The sequence below is a fragment of the Williamsia sp. Y844 genome (genome assembly GCF_056786475.1).
The window spans coordinates 2,488,284-2,506,513 of record NZ_JBXCJB010000001.1 but is presented as its reverse complement, the minus strand read 5'-3'; the positions used below and the strand labels follow the sequence as shown (position 1 = coordinate 2,506,513).

Below are 18,230 nucleotides of genomic sequence, written 5' to 3'. Positions count from 1 at the left end.
CCGTGAGGTGCTGAGCCGAGCGACAATCGAAACCGTCAGCGATCGGCTGTACAAGCACCGCAGCTGGATCGAACCGATAGCGGCCTTCCTGGTGATCCGCCTCATCGGACTGCTGACCTTGCAGCGGTTCGATCAGCTCCGTAGCGGCGGCGGCCTCGGGTCGGTGCTGTCGGCCTGGGACGGCAAATGGATGTTGGCCATCGCAGAGCACGGCTATGGTGGCGTTCCTCTCACCCAGACCGACGCGCAGGGAATGCGCGACTCCGATACGCCCTACGCCTTCTTTCCCGGGTATCCGATGCTCGCAGGCGCGGTCGACAAGATCCCCGGGTTCACCCCGCTCGGTGCTGCTCTCACCGTCAACGTATTTCTCGGCGCACTCGCCGCGGTGGGTGTGGCGCGGATCGGTGCCATCTGTTGCGAGCAGATGCAGAATCGGCCGAATCCGCCCCGCTGGATCCCGGCGCGTATCACCAGCTGGTTCACCGAGGAACGCGACGCGTCCGGTGAATCCCGCCTCTCGAAGGCTGATCCGGCACGTGCGGGCCTACTGCTCTCGGTGTTCTTTGCCGCGGCCCCGATGGGCATCGTGCTGTCGATGGCCTACACCGAGGCACTCTTCTGCGCGCTGGCCGCGTGGACGCTGGTCGGTGTCTTGCAGCAGCGTTGGTTGCTGGCCGGGACCTGCGCGATGCTCGCCGGGCTGAGTCGTCCGACCGCGGTCGTCCTTATCGGTGTTGTCATCCTGGCCGCGGCACTGCGGCATCGCGACGGCTGGCGTGCCTGGGTCGCGATCGCGATCAGCCCACTGGGCTATCTGGGTTATCTCGCAGTGGTGTGGCACAAGACCGGTGAGCCGCTGGGCTGGTTCCGGATCCAGACGCAGGGATGGAACACCGAGATCGACTACGGCAAAGCGGCCTTCGACTTCGTGAACTACGCCCTGGTGAACTCACCAGAAATCGCGCCGGTGGCAACCGCGTGGATCATCGTCATCACCATCGCGTTGGCCGTCTACAACTTTGTGGATCGGGTGCCCTGGCCCGTGTCGGTGTACGGCGCATTGGTTGTCGTCTCGATCGTGGCCTCCAGCGGATTGATGATGAGTCGGCCCCGACTGCTTCTGCCCGCCTTTGTCCTGCTGATCCCGTTCGCCATCGGACTCGCCAAACGCCGGACATCAACCCAGGTGATCGTCGCCATCATCGTGATCACCTTCAGTTCCTGGTTCGGCGCACACATGCTGACGGTGTATCCGCACGCCATGTGACGTCCGTCGAGAAAGCACGATTCGCGCCACTTGCCTGCATCCGCGCCAGTTGCAACCGGCGCGGACGCCTGAAGATGGCGCGAATTCGTCAGGTCGGCACGCGCGACGGTTCAGCGGAGGCGACGGGCCCTGGCTTCGAATCCGTCGCACAGTGCCTCGATCCCCTGATCGAGGAGATACCGCGGATCGTTCAGCTGCGGATTACCGGTCCCGACGAGTTCGGCAAGATGCGGAGGTGGTGTCCCGTCGGGCCTGCCCGCCAGCAGCCGCATGAATCCGCTTTGACCTTCGCCGTCCTCGTCGGCCCGGTCGTGCAGCAGGCGCTCGGCGACGGTACTGAGAACCGTGCCCGCGATGTGATTCCAGAGCGACAACGCCATCTCCGTCGCCTGCGCGGTGGTGATCCCCAACTCCAGGAATGCGTCCACCAGCCAGTCGAGACAGTTCAGGCTCTGCGGCCCCATGCTGCTGCGCGGTGAGGCAAACGCCAACAGGACCCAGGGATGCAGTTGGTAAAGGTTCCAGTCGACGTCGGCCGCGATCAACGCCCGCTGCCGCCAGTTCGCATCACCGGCAGGCGGATAGGGAAAGCGGACACCGATCTCGTCGGACATGGCCATGAGCAGGGAGTCCTTGTCGGACACATGCCGGTAGAGAGACATCGTTCCGACGCCGAGCCGGTCGGCGATCTTGCGCATCGTGACCGCGCCGAACCCGTCCGCGTCCGCGAGTTCGATGGCAGCATTGACTACTGCGACACGGGTCAGTTTGACCCCATCGGAGCCCTGTTCGGCATCAGCAACACTCATCGGGCAGACCTCCTTCGATTGATCATTCTCCCGAAATTTCCGGAACCCTGGAATAAACGCTTTGCGTACAACGTACCCATATGCGTACGTTGTACCCAACCCTATCGACCAGGAGTAGTGCAGTGAGCATCACGGACCGCCCAGCCAACAGCGGAGCCGAGGCGAAAGATCATCGCCCCGACCGCCGCGCGTGGTTCGGGCTCGCCGTTCTCACGCTGCCCGTGTTCCTGGTCTCCATGGACTTCTCGGTCCTGTACCTCGCCATCCCCACCCTGAGCGCCGAACTGGCCCCCTCGGCGACCCAGCAACTCTGGATCGTCGACATCTACGGCTTCCTGATCGCGGGCCTGCTCATCACGATGGGCAACCTCGGTGACCGTTTCGGTCGGCGGCGACTACTCCTGGTCGGTGCGACGCTCTTCGGCGTCGCGTCGGCGGTCGCCGCGTTCGCGCCGGACGCCTCATCGTTGATCGCCGCCCGCGCCATCATGGGTATCGGCGGTGCAACGCTGCTCCCGTCGAGCCTGTCGCTGATCGGCAACATGTTCCCGAATGCCGTGACCCGCGCCAAGGCGATCGGTGTCTGGACCGCAGCCTTTGCCGGCGGATCCGCACTGGGCCCGGTCATCGGCGGCGTTCTGCTGCATCACTTCTGGTGGGGCTCGGTGTTCCTCATCAACGTGCCGGTCTTGCTGATCCTCCTCGCACTCGCACCACGTCTGGTCCCGGAATACCGCTCGGGCAGTACCGACCCGTTCGACGTGCTCGGCATCGCACTGTCGATGCTCGGCATCCTGCCGCTGGTGTACGCGATCAAACATGGTGCGGCAGAAGGTCTCGACACCACCACGCTGGTCTTTGCGGCGATCGGAATCGCCGGTATGTGGCTGTTCATCCGTCATGAACGCCGCACCCCGTTCCCGCTGCTGGAGTTGAAGCTGTTCCGCAACGCGCGGTTCTCGGCAGCGATCGGCAGTGCGCTGACCGGCATGATGACGCTCGGCGCATTGAGTTACCTCACCGGCATCTACCTCCAGTCGGTGCTCGGACGAGACGTGATGACCGCAGCCCTCCTCGGGCTTCCGATGGCCATCGCGGTCGCGGTCTTCTCGATGAGCGCCTCTCGGATCGCCACATTCGTCTCGGTCCGCTGGGCTTTTGTGATCGGCATCGTGTTCGCCGCCATCGGCAACGCGGGGATGATCTGGCTGGGCGTCTCCGAAGGCGTCGGGGTCTATCTGGTCAGTTCGGCGATCGCGGGTATCGGCTACGGCATGATCTTCTCGCTGGTCTCCAACGTCGCGGTGTCGTCGGTCCCGACCGAGCGCAGTGGCGCCGCCGTGGGCATCTCCGAGACGAGCTTCGAGCTGGGCACCGCGTTCGGCCTGGCCATCCTGGGTTCGGTGGCCACCATGGTGTTCCGCAGCAACACCGAGAACACCGGGGCCAAGGACACCTTGTCGGAAACCCTCGATCATGGGCAGGACCTCGACCCGTCCGCCCAGACTGCGCTCGCAGACACCGCACGCAGCGCTTTTGTCGACGGCCTGCACGTCACAGCAGTGGTCAACGTGGCACTCTTGGCTGCGATGGCCGTCATCGTCGCGGTCTTGCTGCGCACCCGGACACCAGCCGTAGAACCGGCCAAGTAGGAGTCGAACCGGCTCCACCACAAGGAGTTACAACCGTGCCCCTACATCCGATCCTGGCCGGACGGTGGAGCGCCCGCGGCTACGACAGCGCCGCGGTGATCTCCGACGAGCAGCTCGAAGAAATCCTCGAGGCCGGTCGATGGGCGCCAACCGGCGGCGGCAACCAGCCCGTTCGTTTCTTGGTCGGAGTGCGCGGCGACAGCACCTTCGCGGGTCTTGTCGACGGACTCAAGCGCGGCAATCAGTCCTGGGCACCGGCCGCGGCCGCGTTGATCCTGTTGTGTACGACCGACATTCCGGACGAACCGAAGATGCAGGACTACGCAACCATGGACGTCGGCCTGGCCGCCTCGCAGATGATCACGCAAGCGCAGGCAGGCGAATGGAATGCCCATCCGATGGGCGGGTTCCGCGCCGAGAAGATGACAGAGAGGTTTGCCATACCGCCGGGCCATCGACCACTGCTCATTGTGGCCATCGGCAAGCTCGCCGCCCCAAACGCACTTGCACCCGAAGTCGCAGAACGTGACCGGCGCGAGCGCACGAGGTTGCCGCTGCGCGATGTCGTCTTTCGCGACTCCTGGGGCAATTCGTACACGTCAGAGCCCTGACAGGACCCCCTTTGGAGTTCGAGAACGACGAGAGTAGAGTCGCCACCATGCAGCGCGTGCTCCTTCTCCTTTGCCGCGGCGGGGTCTGATCCAGACCGGCTTCCCGTCGCGGGCTTTGTGACGCGCCGGTCTTACCCCCCACCACCCCCGGAGATTGACCCAATGCCTGCCGCAGATGCTTTCACTTCCAATGCCAGCCGAATTGTTGAACCGGCCGGCCCCATCCCCGCCGATCAGCCCTCCTGGAATCCCCAGCGCAATTCGGCTATGCCCGCGCACCGATACCGTCCGTTCGCTGACGAGGTCGAGCCGGTAACGCTCCCCGACCGCACCTGGCCCGACAAGGTCATCGACCGCGCACCCATGTGGTGTGCGGTGGATCTGCGCGACGGCAACCAGGCCCTGATCGACCCGATGAGCCCGGCCCGCAAGCGCCGCATGTTCGACCTGCTGGTGCGGATGGGCTACAAGGAGATCGAGGTCGGTTTCCCCTCGGCCAGCCAGACCGACTACGACTTCGTCCGCGAGATCATCGAAGACGGCGCCATCCCGGACGACGTCACGATCCAGGTACTGACGCAGAGCCGCGGTGAACTGATCGAGCGCACCTTCGACGCCTGCCGTGGCGCCGCGAACGTGATTGTGCACTTCTACAATTCGACGTCCATCCTGCAGCGCCGCGTGGTCTTCCGCGCCGACAAGGACGCGATCAAGAAGATCGCCACCGACGCCGCCCACAAGGCCAAGGCCGAAGAGCGCAAGTACCCGGATACCAACTGGCGCTACGAGTACTCACCGGAGTCGTACACCGGCACCGAACTCTCGTTCGCCAAAGAGGTCTGCGACGCGGTCACCGAGGTCATCGACCCCACACCGCAGAAGCCGATCATCCTCAACCTGCCTGCCACGGTCGAGATGGCAACACCCAACGTGTACGCCGACTCGATCGAGTGGATGCACCGCAACCTGGCCCGCCGCGATTCGGTGATCCTGAGTCTGCACCCGCACAACGACCGCGGAACCGGCGTCGCCGCAGCAGAATTGGGCTACCAGGCCGGCGCCGACCGGATCGAGGGCTGCCTGTTCGGCAACGGTGAGCGCACCGGCAACGTCTGCCTGGTGACCCTGGGCATGAACATGTTCAGCCGGGGTGTCGACCCACAGATCAACTTCTCCGACATCGACGAGATCCGCCGGACCGTCGAGTACTGCAACCAGCTCGGCGTGCACGAGCGGCACCCGTACGGTGGCGATCTGGTCTACACGGCCTTCTCCGGAAGCCATCAGGACGCCATCAACAAGGGCCTGGATCAGATGAAAATCGATGCGGACACCGCAGATTCCGATATCGACGACATCACGTGGGCAGTCCCCTACCTGCCGATCGACCCGAAGGACGTCGGCCGCAACTACGAAGCGGTCATCCGGGTCAACAGCCAGTCGGGCAAGGGCGGCGTCGCCTACATCATGAAGGCCGACCACGGACTGCAGCTGCCCCGGCGCCTGCAGATCGAGTTCAGTCGCGAGATCCAGAAGATCACCGACGGCGAAGGTGGCGAGGTGTCGCCCAAGGAGATGTGGGACGTCTTCGCCGAGGAGTACCTGCAGCCGGTCCGACCGCTCGAGCGCATCAAGCAGCGTGTCGACGCAGCCGAGATCGACGGCGGCGAAGACCAGATCACCGCCACGGTCAAGATCGACGGCAAAGAGAAAGAGATCTCCGGTGCCGGCAACGGTCCGCTGGCCGCCTTTGTCGATGCGCTGTCGACCGTCGGTTATCAGATCCAGGTCCTGGACTACTCGGAGCACGCGCTCACCTCGGGTGACGATTCGAACGCCGCCGCCTACGTCGAGGTCGAGATCAACGGTGAGACCGTGTGGGGCTGCGGCATCGCGCCGTCGATCACCACCGCATCGCTGCGGGCCGTTGTCTCCGCCGTGAACCGCTCGGTGCGCGCCGCCGGTGGTGCGGATGTCCCCGAGGACGCCGAGCAGGCGCCTCGGACCTGGGCCCCGTAACCGCGGACCAACCACCCACTCGAACTTGTGCCGTCCAGCAGTGATCACTGCTGGACGGCACAAATTCAGGTGGCGGGGATCTAATCGAGTTCGCGCGCCTCGGCGACCAGGGCACTGACCAGTTGACGCACGGCGCCGCGGTCCTGTGCCCCCGGACGACTGAGCGCCTCGTACACCCGCGCCGCCCGGACGCCGGTGAGCACCAGCCGGACGACGTTGGGGTCGAAGACGGAATACCGAGGCATCAGGGCAATCCCATGGCCCCGCGCCACCAACGCCTCGATCGCCCGAAAGTCGTTGATACGGTGCATCACCCGGGGTTGCACTCCGGTGATCGCGGCCAGCGACAGCAGCACGTCGTCGACGGGGAACCCATCACGCACACTGATCCAGTCCTCGTCGGCGAGTTCACCGAGCGTGACCTCGTTGCGTCCGGCATGACGATGGTCGGGACCGACCACCAGGTCGATGGGTTCACGCATCACAAACGTGGTCGCAACGCGGGCCGAGACCACCTGCGGCGCCCGCTCGTCACGGTGTGTGAGAACCACATCTGAATCGGACAGCAACGCAGGCGCTTCCTGATACCGCACATCCTCATCGCGGGCGATCAACGCAATACCGGCCTCATCCATCCGCTCCATGAGTCCGGGCAGGAGCAAGGCGGCACCCGACGGGAACATCGAAATCCGCACGGAACCGACCGCATCGTCGCGATAGGACGCCATCTCTTCGGCCGCACGATCGACCGCCAAGACGACCTCGTCCGCCCGCAGGACCAAGGCCCGACCGGCCTCGGTCAGTCTCACTCGCCGGCCATCTTGCTCGAGCAACGCGATGCCGGCCTCCCGGCCAAGGACCTTGAGCTGCTGCGAGACCGCCGACGGTGTCATGTTCAACGCTTGTGCGACGGCGCCGACCGTGCCGCGGTCGGCAAACTCTCGCAGTATCCGTAAACGCTGCAGGTCCATACCCGCAACGCTAGCCGCGGTACCGGTACTAACGCCGACGGACCGCCATACGCCCCCCGCGGCGCGGTGCGTAGGCCACTCCGCGTCCGTGCCAGCGCTCTGGACGGGCGTCGGTGCCGACGATCTCGAAGTCGCGCAGGACATCGCGCAGCACCACGTCCATCTCCATGTTCGCGAACGCCGCACCGATGCAACGCCTGGTGCCGCCCCCGAACGGCAACCACGCCGCCGACGGCCGGTTGCCGACGAACCGCTGCGGATCGAAGATCTCCGGATTCCGGAACTGTTCACTGTCGTCGTGCATCAGTGAGATGCCCACGAGAATGGTGCTGCCCTTGGGGATTCGCCATTGCCCCAGTTCATACATCGGAGCCAGCACGTGCCTGCCGGCGAAATCGATCACGGGTCTGCTGCGTTGCACCTCGAGGATGGTCGCCTGGCGCAGTTCCGAGCCGCCCTCGTCGACCTCGGTGGTCAAGCGCGACAACAACTCCGGGTGCCGGCTGAGCCGTTCAAATGCCCACGCGAGAGTGTTGGCAGTGGTCTCGTGGCCGGCCGCCAACAGTGTCGCCAGTTCGTCCGCCATTTCCTTGGTGGACATCACCGAACCGTCGTCGTAGGTGCTCCGCAGCATCAGTGCCATTATGTCGGTGCGGGTTTCGAGATCGGGGTCGTGACGGGCGGTCTCGACCATCCCCTCGATGATCGCGTCATACTCGACCCGCAGCGCCCGGAATCGCACCCACGGCCCGACCTTGCCTTTCTGTAGCGAGTCGGGGATGGTGGCGCACCGCGACCCCTTTTCGACCATCGGCGGGATGACCTCACGCAGCGAGTCGAAGTGCTCGCCCTGCGCGCCGAACACCGCCCGCAGGATCGCATTCAGCGTGACCCGCATCATCGGATCAACTGTTGCGAACTCCTCACCCTCGGTCCAGGTTCCGGTCTCTTTTGCCAGTTCCTCCGCCACGATCTGCTCATAGACCTTGATCGCCTTGCCATGCAGGGGCGGTGTCAACAATTTGCGCCGGTCACGATGCTCATCGCCTTCCAGGGCAAACATCGAACCCTCGCCCAGGATCCGGCTGAGGTTCGGCTGGACATTGCACAGAACGTCCGAAGGTGTGGTGAACACCTGCTTCGCCAACTGCGGATCGGCGACCACAACAGATTTCCCGAAGACCGGCGTGTCGATGGTGAAGACGGGACCAAATCGCTTGGCCGCCATTGCCATCGACTGGCGCCGGGCGATCACGAACGGCAGGGCCTGCAGTATCCGGGGTATTCGAAGCCCGGGCGGGAGACGTGCGGCACCGGCACGATCTTCGTCGATGGTCGCCCCGTGTCGAACTGCACTCATGCCGAACCACTCCCCGCCAGTGTCCTGAGTCACGTTTCACACCGACGGTACGCCGACGTACCAGACGTCGCAAGGTTTCGGAGCGCCGTATCGTGGCAATGTGCCAAACCCCGCCGCAACCCCGGCCCGGACGAGCCCCGCGGGCAACAGCGAGTTCCGACTCCGATTGCTCGAAGGCCTCGGCGAGTCCATCACCGAACGCGGTTACCGCGCGACCACGGTCGCCGACATCGTGCGCCACGCAAAAACGTCGCGGCGCACCTTCTACCAGGAGTTCACGTCAAAGGAGAGCTGCTTCGTCGAGCTCCTGCACGTGACCAACAGTCAGAACATCGACGCGATCGTGGCCTCGGTCGACCCCGATGCCGATTGGACCGATCAGATCCGGCAGGCCATCGGCGCCTACATCCGATCGATGGATTCGCATCCGGCGATGACCCTGTGCTGGATCCGCGAGCTGCCGGCATTGGGAGTGGACGCACGCCCGATCCAGCAGCAAGCCATCAATGACTTCGTCCACACCATCATCGCCCTCACCGACACCCCACAGATGCGTGCCGCCGGAGTCGAGCCGGTGACCCCAGAGATGGCCATCATGCTGCTCGGCGGACTCCACGAGCTGACCGCCAACGCCGTCGAGAGCGGCCGCACCGTCGCCACCATCGAAGACACCGCATTGCGGGCCTGCTTTGCACTGTTGGGGCCGGCCAGCTGACAATCCAACAACCGACCGTCCGCGTCAGCCCGTCGCGCGCCGAGGACGCGGAGAGAGCTCACCGGCGCAGTTGGGGCAGACGTCGAGGCGGGAACGACAGTCCGCACAATACGTGCATTCGAACGAGCAGATCCACGCCGCTGCATCCAAACCCAGTGCTGCTGAACAAAGTTCACACTGACTCTTCATCTCGAGCATGGTTCAGCCTACCTCGTAGCAATCGGTACCGGGAGGTCAGAATTTGCCGAAATGGCAAGATACTTTGCCGTGCGATGCACCATCAGGAACACTGGGAACCATGGATGAAGCCTACTGGGACGCCCGATACACCAACACCGATCGCGTCTGGAGCAACAACCCGAACCACGCACTCGAGGGCGAACTCGCCGACCTCACACCAGGCACCGCACTTGACGTCGGATGCGGAGAAGGCGCCGACGCGCGGTGGCTGGCCGACCACGGCTGGACGGTGACCGCCGTCGACATCTCATCCGCCGCGCTCGCGCGGGCAAAAGAACTGAACGATCATCCGTCCATCACCTGGACGCATGCCGATCCGGTGCAAAATCCCCCCGAAGCATCGGCTTTCGACCTGGTGTCATTGCACTACTTCCCACTACTTCGCGCGCCGGGCGATGTTGCCGCCCGCCAATTTGTCGACGCGGTCGCCCCCGGGGGAACACTGTTCGTCGTCAGCCACGATTTCTCCGAGGACCACGTCAGGCAGCACGTGCAATCACATTCGGGCGAAGCGGATTTCAACCCGCTCGACTACTACACCTCCCACGAGTTCGCCGCATTCCTCGATGACAACTGGAAGATCCTTGTCGACCGAACACAACCGCGTCATGTCGACCCGTCGTCTGCCGGGGCCGGCCACATCAACGACACCGTGCTCCGGGCAGTGCGCATCGCCTAAACGGTGTGGTTCTTCTACATTATTCGTCCACAATAATTAGATTGAACTGAACTGTTCCGCCCACTAAACATGGACGTGTGACTACTCGCGACCGCATGCTGGGCCTGACCGTTGTGCTGCTGTGGGGACTGAACTTTCTGGCGATCCACGTCGGCCTCGAACATTTCCCTCCGCTGTTTTTCGCGGCCCTGCGTTTTGCCGTGATGGCAGTGCCGGTGATCCTGTTCGTCCCGCGGCCGAACGTGTCACTGCGGTGGCTGCTGCTCTACGGAATCGGTTTCGGCACAGTCCAGTTCGCATTCCTGTTCCTCGCAATGGACCAGGGTATGCCCACCGGCCTCGCCTCTCTGGTCCTGCAGTCGTCGGCACCGTTCACCGTGTTGCTCTGCGTACTGCTGCTCGGCGAACGAATGAGCAGGCGTCAGATCCTGGGCATCAGTGTTGCGGTCGCCGGTATGGCGATCATCGGCGTCGACCGGACCACCCACGGCGCCGGCGCAGCCCTACTGCCGGTCCTCCTGACCTTGGTCGCCGGTCTGGGGTGGGCGTTTGGCAACATCGGGTCGCGCCTGGCCCGCCCGGACAACGCGCTGCATCTGACCCTGTGGATGTGCGTCATCCCACCGATTCCGCTGTACGCGCTCAGCCTGGCGGTCGAGGGACCGCAGGCCGGTTTCGACGCGATCACCACGGTGGGTTCGCACACCGGACTCGTCGCCCTCGCTGGTCTCGCCTATGTGGTGGTGCTCGGAACCGCGGCCGGTTCGGGTCTGTGGACCTACCTGATGTCGCGGTACCCGGCGTCACGAGTCGCGCCATTTTCATTGCTGGTCCCGGTGGTCGGCATCACCGCCGCCTGGATCTTCCTCGACGAGACGCCGAGACCATGGGAAATCATCGGTGCCGCCGTCGTGATCATCGGCTGCTTTGCCGGGTTGAGCGTGCGGCGCGCACCAGAGCCGACAACCGAGACTCGGCCGGCTGCGGAGACCCCGATCCCCGCATAGCGCGAAGCTCACCGAAGAACCCCGGTCGGCCTGGTTGAATCTGGGAGATGACCGGGTCGGCGGAACACGATGGGCAGCAGGTCGGCCGCCCACGCGATGACTCGATCGACGAACGGGTATTTTCGGCGTGTCTCGAGCTGCTCCTCGAGTCCGGCTGGGACGGACTGAGTCTGCGCCAGGTCGCCGCTCGAGCTGGGGTGAGCCGCACCAGCGTCCAACTGCGGTGGTCATCCAAAGCCGACCTGGTGTTGCACGCGATTCTCGGCCAGGCACCCGACCTCGCACCGTTCACCGGTACCGATCAGAGCGGCTGGATCGCGTGGGTGGTGGAAGGCAGCCACCTCTTGTTCGCACGGGACGAGGTTCAGGCAGCCTTGCCGGGGTTGCTCGTGGCATTGCAGAGTGACCCCGACCTGCGGGCGACACTCTGGCGCCACTTCAGCGATCCGGCGATCGACCTGTTCACCGAAGGCGATCAAGACGCCCGCGAAGACGCCCGGGCCATCTTGATCATGGCCGCCGGCGCCGCACTCTTCTCCACAACCATTGCCGCCCAAGATGACACGGCAGCGCTGCGTTCGCGGATCACCGAATTACTGACCCTGGCCGCCGCTCCCAAACCCCGATGATGTGCTGTTTTGGCGGGCGCGACCTGGGCGTTTGTTCGCCAGAACCGCACATCATCGAGGTTACGGTCGGAAGGTGGCGACGATCGCGTCCGACGGAGAACGCCACTTCATTCCGAGATCGTTCAACGTGACGGTGTCGTCGGTGGGGACCGCAGCGGTCAGGAACTCGGCCGCTTCACCACTGAAGCCACCGCTGACCGGAATCCATCGGCCGATGACATCAACCATCTTGCCAAGTCGGCGAAATATGTTCGGCTGCAGCGGTATCCGTCGTACCTTTCGACCCATCCCCACCTCGACCGCATCCACCATGCCGTCAAACGTCAGCATCTGGCCGCCACAGAGGTAGCGGCGCGGCCCTTGTCCGGGTCCGGCATCGATGATGCCGGCGTGCACATCGGCGACATCTCGGACGTCGATCATCTGCATGCCACCGCGCACCCGCGGTGCCCAGCGGGACCGCACGATGGTGCCCCAGCCCTGCTCGGTGACACCCGGAGCAGTGTGCAGCGCAGGCCCGACCACACTGCTCGGATAGGTGACCACCACCGGAGCACCGCTTTCCTGCAGCACCCGGGCCGCACGTTCGGCATATCCCTTGCTCTTGCCGTAGGCACTGCGCGCCTGCGCGGTCGGGGTATCGAGGGTGACGATCGGGTCCGTGGTCGGTGTCAGCACCGCGTAGCTGCTCACGAGCACCACCGGATCAAGTCCCCGTTCGACGGCCGACCGCATCACCGCCTCGGCGGCATACGCATTGACCTCCCACATCAGCTCCGCGCGCCGGTCGTCGGTTCCGACAACCCCGGCGGCATGGATGACGGCGTCCGTCCCGGACAACAGCGCATCTACCGTGTCGGCGCTGCGCACGTCGCCGACCAGGGTCTCGACGGACCCGGCCGCAGTCAGCACCGCGAGCAACTCATCGATCTTCTCGTCAGGCGTGACCAGCAGACGGACCTGATGCCCGGCCTCCAGGACCGCACGGACAAGGTGGGCCCCGAGGTAGCCGGTTCCCCCGGTGACAGCGACCAGCATTTATCCACTCCTTTCACGCCGAACAGCCTCCCCGACGGCGTACACCGCGTACATTACTGTTCCGCTGGACCACTAATGCGAGAATCCCAACCCCCGACCGTCGAGGAAGTAGTGCCATGGGCATATATGCCGTAACTGGAGCCGCATCGGGAATGGGCCGCGAAGTGGCGGCCAAGCTTGCCGCAGCCGGCCACACCGTCATCGGGGTCGACCTCAAGGACGCCGACGTGATCGCCGATCTGTCAACGGCAGCGGGTCGCCAGAACGCCATCAAGGAGGTTCTCGCGAGGTCGGAGGGCAAACTCAACGGCGCGGTGCTCGCGGCCGGGCTCGGACCCGGCCCGGGTAAGGACCGCCCGCGCTTGATAGCCGAGGTCAACTACTTCGGTGTTGTGGATCTATTGCAGGGCTGGCGAGAGGCATTGGCGGCCACCGATGCCGCGAAAGTGGTTGTCTTCTCCAGCAATTCCACAACCACAGTGCCGGCGGTACCACGTCGTGCCATCCGAGCCTTCCTGGCCGGCGACAGCGACAAGGCCGTGCGGTCGGTTCGAATGTTCGGAAAGGCCGCTTCGGTGATGGCCTATGCCGCGTCGAAGATCGCGGTGAGCCGCTGGGTGCGACAACAGGCGATCTCACCACAATGGGCAGGTGCGGGCATCCGACTCAATGCGCTGGCCCCGGGCGCGATCATGACACCCCTACTCGAAGCCCAGCTCGCCTCGCCCACGGAATCCAAGGCGGTCAAGAAGTTCCCGGTCCCCGTCGGCGGGTTCGGCGATCCCGGCAAACTCGCCGACTGGGTGATCTTCATGCTGTCGGACGCCGCCGACTTCCTGTGCGGCAGCGTCATATTCGTCGACGGCGGCACCGACGCGTACTTCCGGACCAACGAATGGCCGCGCGCGGTCCCCCTCTACCGCATCGCGCCCTACCTCTATCGATTCCAGACCTTCGGGCGCCGTAAGAAGTAGACGCCTGCGCAGTGAGTCAGGCGTTCGCGTGGTCTACGAGGCGTTGCAAATCGAGTCGGATCTGCCGCGCGACGGCGGCGGGACGCGCTTTCGATTCCAGTTCTGTGGGAGTTCCCATGACCACCAAAGGCTTTCGGTTGCCTGCCCCCTTGTAGGACAACCCCATGTTGACCAGCGCGACTCGGCAACCGACGTTTCTTGCCCGTACCGCGATGTGGGCGACTCCGCTACCGATCGGCGCCACCGTGGCGGGGTCTTCGAGATTGCACGTGCCCTCCGGAAACACCGCAATGCTGTCCCCACGGGACATCCGTTCAACGCAGGTGTCGATCATCTTCAGGCCCGCCTCGGCTGCGACCCGGGTTCCGTGGCTCTTTGCCCGGAACACCGGAATGCCTCCCATGGAGTCGATCTTCCGACGGAGTTCTTCGTCGACAAACAACTCATCCTTCGCCAGGATGCGCGTGCGGCCGATCAACGAACGCAATGGGGATCGAAATGCCGCTGCCGCAACCGTGTACGGATCAACCTCGCTGATGTGATTGATGGAGATCACCAACCGCACGCCGGACTCGATCAGGCCAGTCAGCGCTGCTTTCCCACCGGCTTCATCAAATCGAACCCGTGGACGGTACTTCAGCGCAAGGAAGCCGTATTTCATCAACGCATTGCGACGATCCTGTTGATGGTCCAGATAGTGGGCATACACCTGGTCGGCCTCTGAAATATCGATGTTCACCGAACCTACGGTACCGTAAGTTACGCTACCGTAGGTAAGGGTCGGCCGACCCGCGCATCTCGCTCCCCAGATCGGACATGAGTCTGTTACCAGCAGATAAGTCTCAGGTGCGATACTGCTTCGATGCCACGTCCCGGCGCACCCCTGCCCCGATTGTTCGAGCGAGCCGCCATCGCGGCCATATCCGACACACCCGCCGATTCCGCTGATGACGACGTGTTCGATGCCGCCTTGAGCGTGCTCGCCGAGTTCGGAACCCGGGCGGCAACGATGGACGACGTGGCGGCGCGGTCCGGTGTCAGCCGCGCGACCCTGTTCCGGCGGTTCGGCAGCAAGGACGCGGTGTTCGAGGCAGCCATCGCACACCTGCTCCGCACCTTCCTCACCGAGATCACCGCCACCTTCCTGCAGGTCACCGATCCCACCGAGCGCATCGTGGAAGCCTTCGTGGCCTGCCTACAGATGCGCAAGCGGTTCCTCGGCGACAACCCGAAGCCGGGACACGGCGGCGAGGTCCTGGCGGTCCTGTCCAGCGGCGATCCCTCGCCCATCGAGCTGGGCCGACAGTTCATCGCCGCGCGCATCGCGATGGCGCAGGCAGACTGTCTGCTCCCACCCTCCGATCCCGCCATCCAGGCAGACGCCATCGTCCGGTTGACCCTGGGGTATCTCGTGGTCCCGGACGGTCGCTTCGACCTCAATGACAAAGCCGTCGCCCGCGACATCGCACGCCGGACGATCGCACCGCTGGTGACCGGCACCCTGCATTAGTCGACCTTCCCCGGAGCCTCTACGGACAGAGGTCCGCACAGCGTGAATGACTCACGCAATGACCTGCGCCACAATCGGATCCAGCATGGACTGGGTCACAAATCACGCCCATGGTGGGAATTCATCCATGGTTGAGGTATACCCATGGGGGGTAAACTTGTTGTGGAGATCCAGCGGAAGGGGAGGTGTATATGTCGATGGCCATGAACGCGGACCTGCGATCTCTCGACACCGCACCTTTCCGCTGGCGCGATCATAGCCACGGCCTGATGATGGCCTGCGCGGCGCTCGCCGTACTCGCCGGTGTGCTGTTGATGCACTCGGTACCGATGGTGCATCCTCCCGGTGGACACATCGTGGCGGCCGGATCGATGACCGAACATTCGACGCCGACAGCGTCGGGCATATCGCAGATTATGGAGAGCTGCACCGCCGATTGCTCCGAACATGCCGGGATGGCGATGTGCATGGCCGTCATCACCATCGCCTCGGCGTTGATTCTCATTCGACGACTGTTGAAACACCGTTCCGGAGGACGTGCCCGCCAGTCGGGTATCGGCCTGTCCGGCAGGCATGTTTCCCGGGCACCACCCTGGGCAACAACCACTTTGGAGAAATTGTCGATTCTGCGGATCTGATGGGCATCTCACCGCTCTGCAGTGGTGACCGCCCTTCTGCGTGCCGTCGGGTACGCGTCAGTCCAACCGATTTCGTGAACAATTTCGCTGAGGAGATCCCCGATGTCTTTGACCCTTTCCGTCCTGCCCAAAACCCGTTCCACCCGTATCAAACTCGCCGTTTCCGGCCTCGGTGTCACCGCACTCCTGCTGGCCGGTTGTGGTGACAACGGTGACGACCACGACGGCGACGCCCATGACATGGATTCGATGTCGCACTCGTCAATGTCCAACGCACCGAGTACCGCCGGGTCAACAGCGACCACGGCCCAGTTCAACCATGCGGACGTGATGTTCGCCCAGATGATGTATCCCCATCACGCGCAAGCTGTGGAGATGGCCGGGCTCGTGGACGGCCGCAGCACCAATGCGCAGATGACCGAGTTGGCCACGGCCATCGAGAATGCGCAGGGTCCGGAGATGACGCAGCTGCAGCAATGGCTGGAGCAGTGGGGTCAGCCGGCCCCGAGCACCGACATGTACGGCATGGATCACGGCGATGGCGGTATGAGCGGAATGATGACCGACCAGGAGATGACCGACCTGGCCGCCAAAACCGGTGTCGACTTCGATCAGACCTGGCTGTCGATGATGATCGAGCACCACGTCGGTGCGATCGAAATGGCCGACACCGTGATCGCCGACGGACTCAGCCCGCAGGTCGAACAGATGGCGAACACCATCGCGGCAACCCAGCAAGCCGAGATCGACACCATGAAGGCAATGCAGACGCAGCCCTGAACACAACCGCACTTCCATTCCCCCACGCCGCGTTCCGTGAACGCTGGCGCGCCGTCCTTCTACTATCTGGAGGTCTCATGCATATCCGTTACCTACTCCGGGTGTTGTTGCTGCCGCTCATCGTTGTGATGCTCGCGGCCTGCTCCTCATCCACCTCGCCCTCGGAATCAACCGGCGAGCCGTCTTCCGAAGCGGCAGCCGCCGCTCCCGTCATCACCTTCACTCCCGATGACGGCGAAGTCTCGTTCAACCCCACCGACCCCGTCACAGTGGAATCCTCACTCGGCACCTTGGAATCGGTGGTCATGACCAACGAGGACGGGTCCGTCATCGACGGCATCTTCACTCCCGACCGGGTTGCCTGGAAACCCGCTGAGCCACTGGGATACAGCCGCGACTACACCATCGTGGCCAGCGCGATCAACGACGGTCAGCGCACCGAAGAGACCGCCTCGTTCGCGACGATCACGCCGGGTAACCAGACCAAACCGACGTTCGTGACCACCGGCGGCAATCTGCTCGCCGACGGCGCCACCTACGGCGTGGGCACGGTGATCGTCGCGCATTTCGACGAACCCATCACCGACCTCGCCGCCGCTGAACGCACGCTGTCAGTGCGCACCGACCCGTCGGTCACCGGCGCCTGGAACTGGGTCGACGACCAGAACGCGCACTGGCGACCCCAGGAGTACTACACCCCGGGGACCACTGTCACCGTCAGCGCTGATGTCTACGGAATCCAGCTCGGGGACAACCTGTTCGGTCAGGAAGACGTGAGCACCTCGTTCACGATCGGGGACGCTCACGTATCGATCGCCGACGACACCACCAAGCAGGTCAGCGTCTACAACAACGGTGAGCTGGTGCGCACCATGCCGACCTCGATGGGCCGCGGCGGTACCGAAACGGTGAACGGTCAAACCATCCACTTCTGGACCCAATCGGGCACCTATACGGTGCTGGACAAGGCCAGCCCGGTCATCATGGACTCGTCGACCTACGGCCTGCCGGTCAACTCCCGCCTCGGTTACCGCGAAACCATCTACAACGCCACCCGGATCAGCAACGACGGCATCTACCTGCACGAGCTCGCCGACACCATCGCGCAGCAGGGCAACACCAACGTGTCGTCCGGTTGCCTCAACCTCAACCCCGACAATGCCAAGTGGTTCTACGACTTCTCGGTACCCGGGGACATCGTCGAGGTCCGCAACACCGGCGGGCCACCGCTGGAGCTGTGGCAGAACGGCGACTGGAGCGTGCCGTGGGATCAATGGGTTGCAGGCAGCGCACTGGCCTGATCCACCGGCCTTGCGCACCTACACTCC

Annotated in this window: 19 protein-coding genes; 13 read left to right on the top strand and 6 right to left on the bottom strand. The window is 64.1% G+C overall.

The features are described 5' to 3' along the window. The first annotated feature begins 7 nt into the window (after positions 1-7). A complete protein-coding gene (locus AC1TQG_RS11485; RefSeq protein WP_482137027.1) occupies positions 8-1,270 on the top strand; it encodes a hypothetical protein in 1,263 nt (420 codons plus the stop codon). A 110-nt stretch (positions 1,271-1,380) separates the two neighbouring features. Here the strand turns inward: AC1TQG_RS11485 and AC1TQG_RS11480 are convergent, their stop codons facing one another. Beyond that, on the bottom strand, positions 1,381-2,079 hold the full coding sequence (locus tag AC1TQG_RS11480) for a TetR/AcrR family transcriptional regulator (protein ID WP_482137026.1): 699 nt from the start codon (positions 2,077-2,079) through the stop codon (positions 1,381-1,383). A 122-nt stretch (positions 2,080-2,201) separates the two neighbouring features. Here AC1TQG_RS11480 and AC1TQG_RS11475 point away from each other — a divergent pair, with 122 nt between their 5' ends. The 3 genes from AC1TQG_RS11475 to leuA all read left to right on the top strand — a co-directional run bounded on the left by AC1TQG_RS11475 (position 2,202) and on the right by leuA (position 6,361). Next, on the top strand, positions 2,202-3,731 hold the full coding sequence (locus AC1TQG_RS11475) for an MFS transporter (RefSeq protein ID WP_482137025.1): 1,530 nt from the start codon (positions 2,202-2,204) through the stop codon (positions 3,729-3,731). A 35-nt stretch (positions 3,732-3,766) separates the two neighbouring features. Beyond that, entirely contained in the window at positions 3,767-4,342 is a 576-nt protein-coding gene (locus tag AC1TQG_RS11470; RefSeq protein WP_482137024.1) for a nitroreductase family protein, read from the top strand. 162 nt (positions 4,343-4,504) lie between these two features. Then, positions 4,505-6,361, top strand: a complete 1,857-nt coding sequence (gene leuA / locus AC1TQG_RS11465; RefSeq protein WP_482137023.1) for a 2-isopropylmalate synthase — start codon at positions 4,505-4,507, stop codon at positions 6,359-6,361. An 80-nt stretch (positions 6,362-6,441) separates the two neighbouring features. Here leuA and AC1TQG_RS11460 read toward each other — a convergent pair whose 3' ends face one another. Then, positions 6,442-7,332, bottom strand: a complete 891-nt coding sequence (locus AC1TQG_RS11460; RefSeq protein ID WP_482137022.1) for a LysR family transcriptional regulator — start codon at positions 7,330-7,332, stop codon at positions 6,442-6,444. 28 nt (positions 7,333-7,360) lie between these two features. After that, complete coding sequence (locus tag AC1TQG_RS11455) at positions 7,361-8,692, bottom strand: cytochrome P450 (RefSeq protein ID WP_482137021.1); 1,332 nt, start codon at positions 8,690-8,692, stop codon at positions 7,361-7,363. Between the two features lie 100 nt (positions 8,693-8,792). Here AC1TQG_RS11455 and AC1TQG_RS11450 point away from each other — a divergent pair, with 100 nt between their 5' ends. Continuing rightward, positions 8,793-9,407 (top strand): TetR/AcrR family transcriptional regulator, encoded by a 615-nt coding sequence (locus AC1TQG_RS11450; RefSeq protein ID WP_482137020.1) that lies wholly within the window; start codon positions 8,793-8,795, stop codon positions 9,405-9,407. 24 nt (positions 9,408-9,431) lie between these two features. Here the strand turns inward: AC1TQG_RS11450 and AC1TQG_RS11445 are convergent, their stop codons facing one another. Then, the gene (locus AC1TQG_RS11445) at positions 9,432-9,596 is read right to left on the bottom strand and encodes a DUF1272 domain-containing protein (protein WP_482137019.1); all 165 of its coding nucleotides are present in this window, start codon (positions 9,594-9,596) and stop codon (positions 9,432-9,434) included. 109 nt (positions 9,597-9,705) lie between these two features. Between AC1TQG_RS11445 and AC1TQG_RS11440 the strand changes: the two genes are divergently transcribed. The 3 genes from AC1TQG_RS11440 to AC1TQG_RS11430 all read left to right on the top strand — a co-directional run bounded on the left by AC1TQG_RS11440 (position 9,706) and on the right by AC1TQG_RS11430 (position 11,962). Then, complete coding sequence (locus AC1TQG_RS11440) at positions 9,706-10,326, top strand: class I SAM-dependent methyltransferase (RefSeq protein WP_482137018.1); 621 nt, start codon at positions 9,706-9,708, stop codon at positions 10,324-10,326. 77 nt (positions 10,327-10,403) lie between these two features. Beyond that, complete coding sequence (locus tag AC1TQG_RS11435) at positions 10,404-11,333, top strand: EamA family transporter (RefSeq protein WP_482137017.1); 930 nt, start codon at positions 10,404-10,406, stop codon at positions 11,331-11,333. A 47-nt stretch (positions 11,334-11,380) separates the two neighbouring features. After that, entirely contained in the window at positions 11,381-11,962 is a 582-nt protein-coding gene (locus tag AC1TQG_RS11430; RefSeq protein WP_482137016.1) for a TetR/AcrR family transcriptional regulator, read from the top strand. Positions 11,963-12,022: 60 nt separating this feature from the next. On the opposite strand, the gene AC1TQG_RS11425 is transcribed toward AC1TQG_RS11430, so the two are convergent. Then, the gene (locus AC1TQG_RS11425) at positions 12,023-13,000 is read right to left on the bottom strand and encodes an NAD-dependent epimerase/dehydratase family protein (protein WP_482137015.1); all 978 of its coding nucleotides are present in this window, start codon (positions 12,998-13,000) and stop codon (positions 12,023-12,025) included. Positions 13,001-13,116: 116 nt separating this feature from the next. Between AC1TQG_RS11425 and AC1TQG_RS11420 the strand changes: the two genes are divergently transcribed. Next, positions 13,117-13,974, top strand: a complete 858-nt coding sequence (locus AC1TQG_RS11420) for an SDR family oxidoreductase (RefSeq protein ID WP_482137014.1) — start codon at positions 13,117-13,119, stop codon at positions 13,972-13,974. A 16-nt stretch (positions 13,975-13,990) separates the two neighbouring features. Here the strand turns inward: AC1TQG_RS11420 and AC1TQG_RS11415 are convergent, their stop codons facing one another. Beyond that, complete coding sequence (locus AC1TQG_RS11415; RefSeq protein ID WP_482137013.1) at positions 13,991-14,713, bottom strand: lysophospholipid acyltransferase family protein; 723 nt, start codon at positions 14,711-14,713, stop codon at positions 13,991-13,993. 123 nt (positions 14,714-14,836) lie between these two features. On the opposite strand from AC1TQG_RS11415, the gene AC1TQG_RS11410 reads away from it, so the two are divergent. The 4 genes from AC1TQG_RS11410 (at position 14,837) to AC1TQG_RS11395 (ending at position 18,203) form a co-directional block, all read left to right on the top strand. Next, positions 14,837-15,484: a TetR/AcrR family transcriptional regulator gene (locus tag AC1TQG_RS11410; RefSeq protein ID WP_482137012.1), complete on the top strand. Its 648-nt coding sequence runs from the start codon at positions 14,837-14,839 to the stop codon at positions 15,482-15,484. A 197-nt stretch (positions 15,485-15,681) separates the two neighbouring features. Beyond that, complete coding sequence (locus AC1TQG_RS11405; RefSeq protein ID WP_482137011.1) at positions 15,682-16,122, top strand: DUF6153 family protein; 441 nt, start codon at positions 15,682-15,684, stop codon at positions 16,120-16,122. Positions 16,123-16,224: 102 nt separating this feature from the next. After that, positions 16,225-16,902: a DUF305 domain-containing protein gene (locus AC1TQG_RS11400; RefSeq protein WP_482137010.1), complete on the top strand. Its 678-nt coding sequence runs from the start codon at positions 16,225-16,227 to the stop codon at positions 16,900-16,902. 77 nt (positions 16,903-16,979) lie between these two features. Then, positions 16,980-18,203 (top strand): L,D-transpeptidase, encoded by a 1,224-nt coding sequence (locus AC1TQG_RS11395; protein WP_482137009.1) that lies wholly within the window; start codon positions 16,980-16,982, stop codon positions 18,201-18,203. Positions 18,204-18,230: the final 27 nt, after the last annotated feature.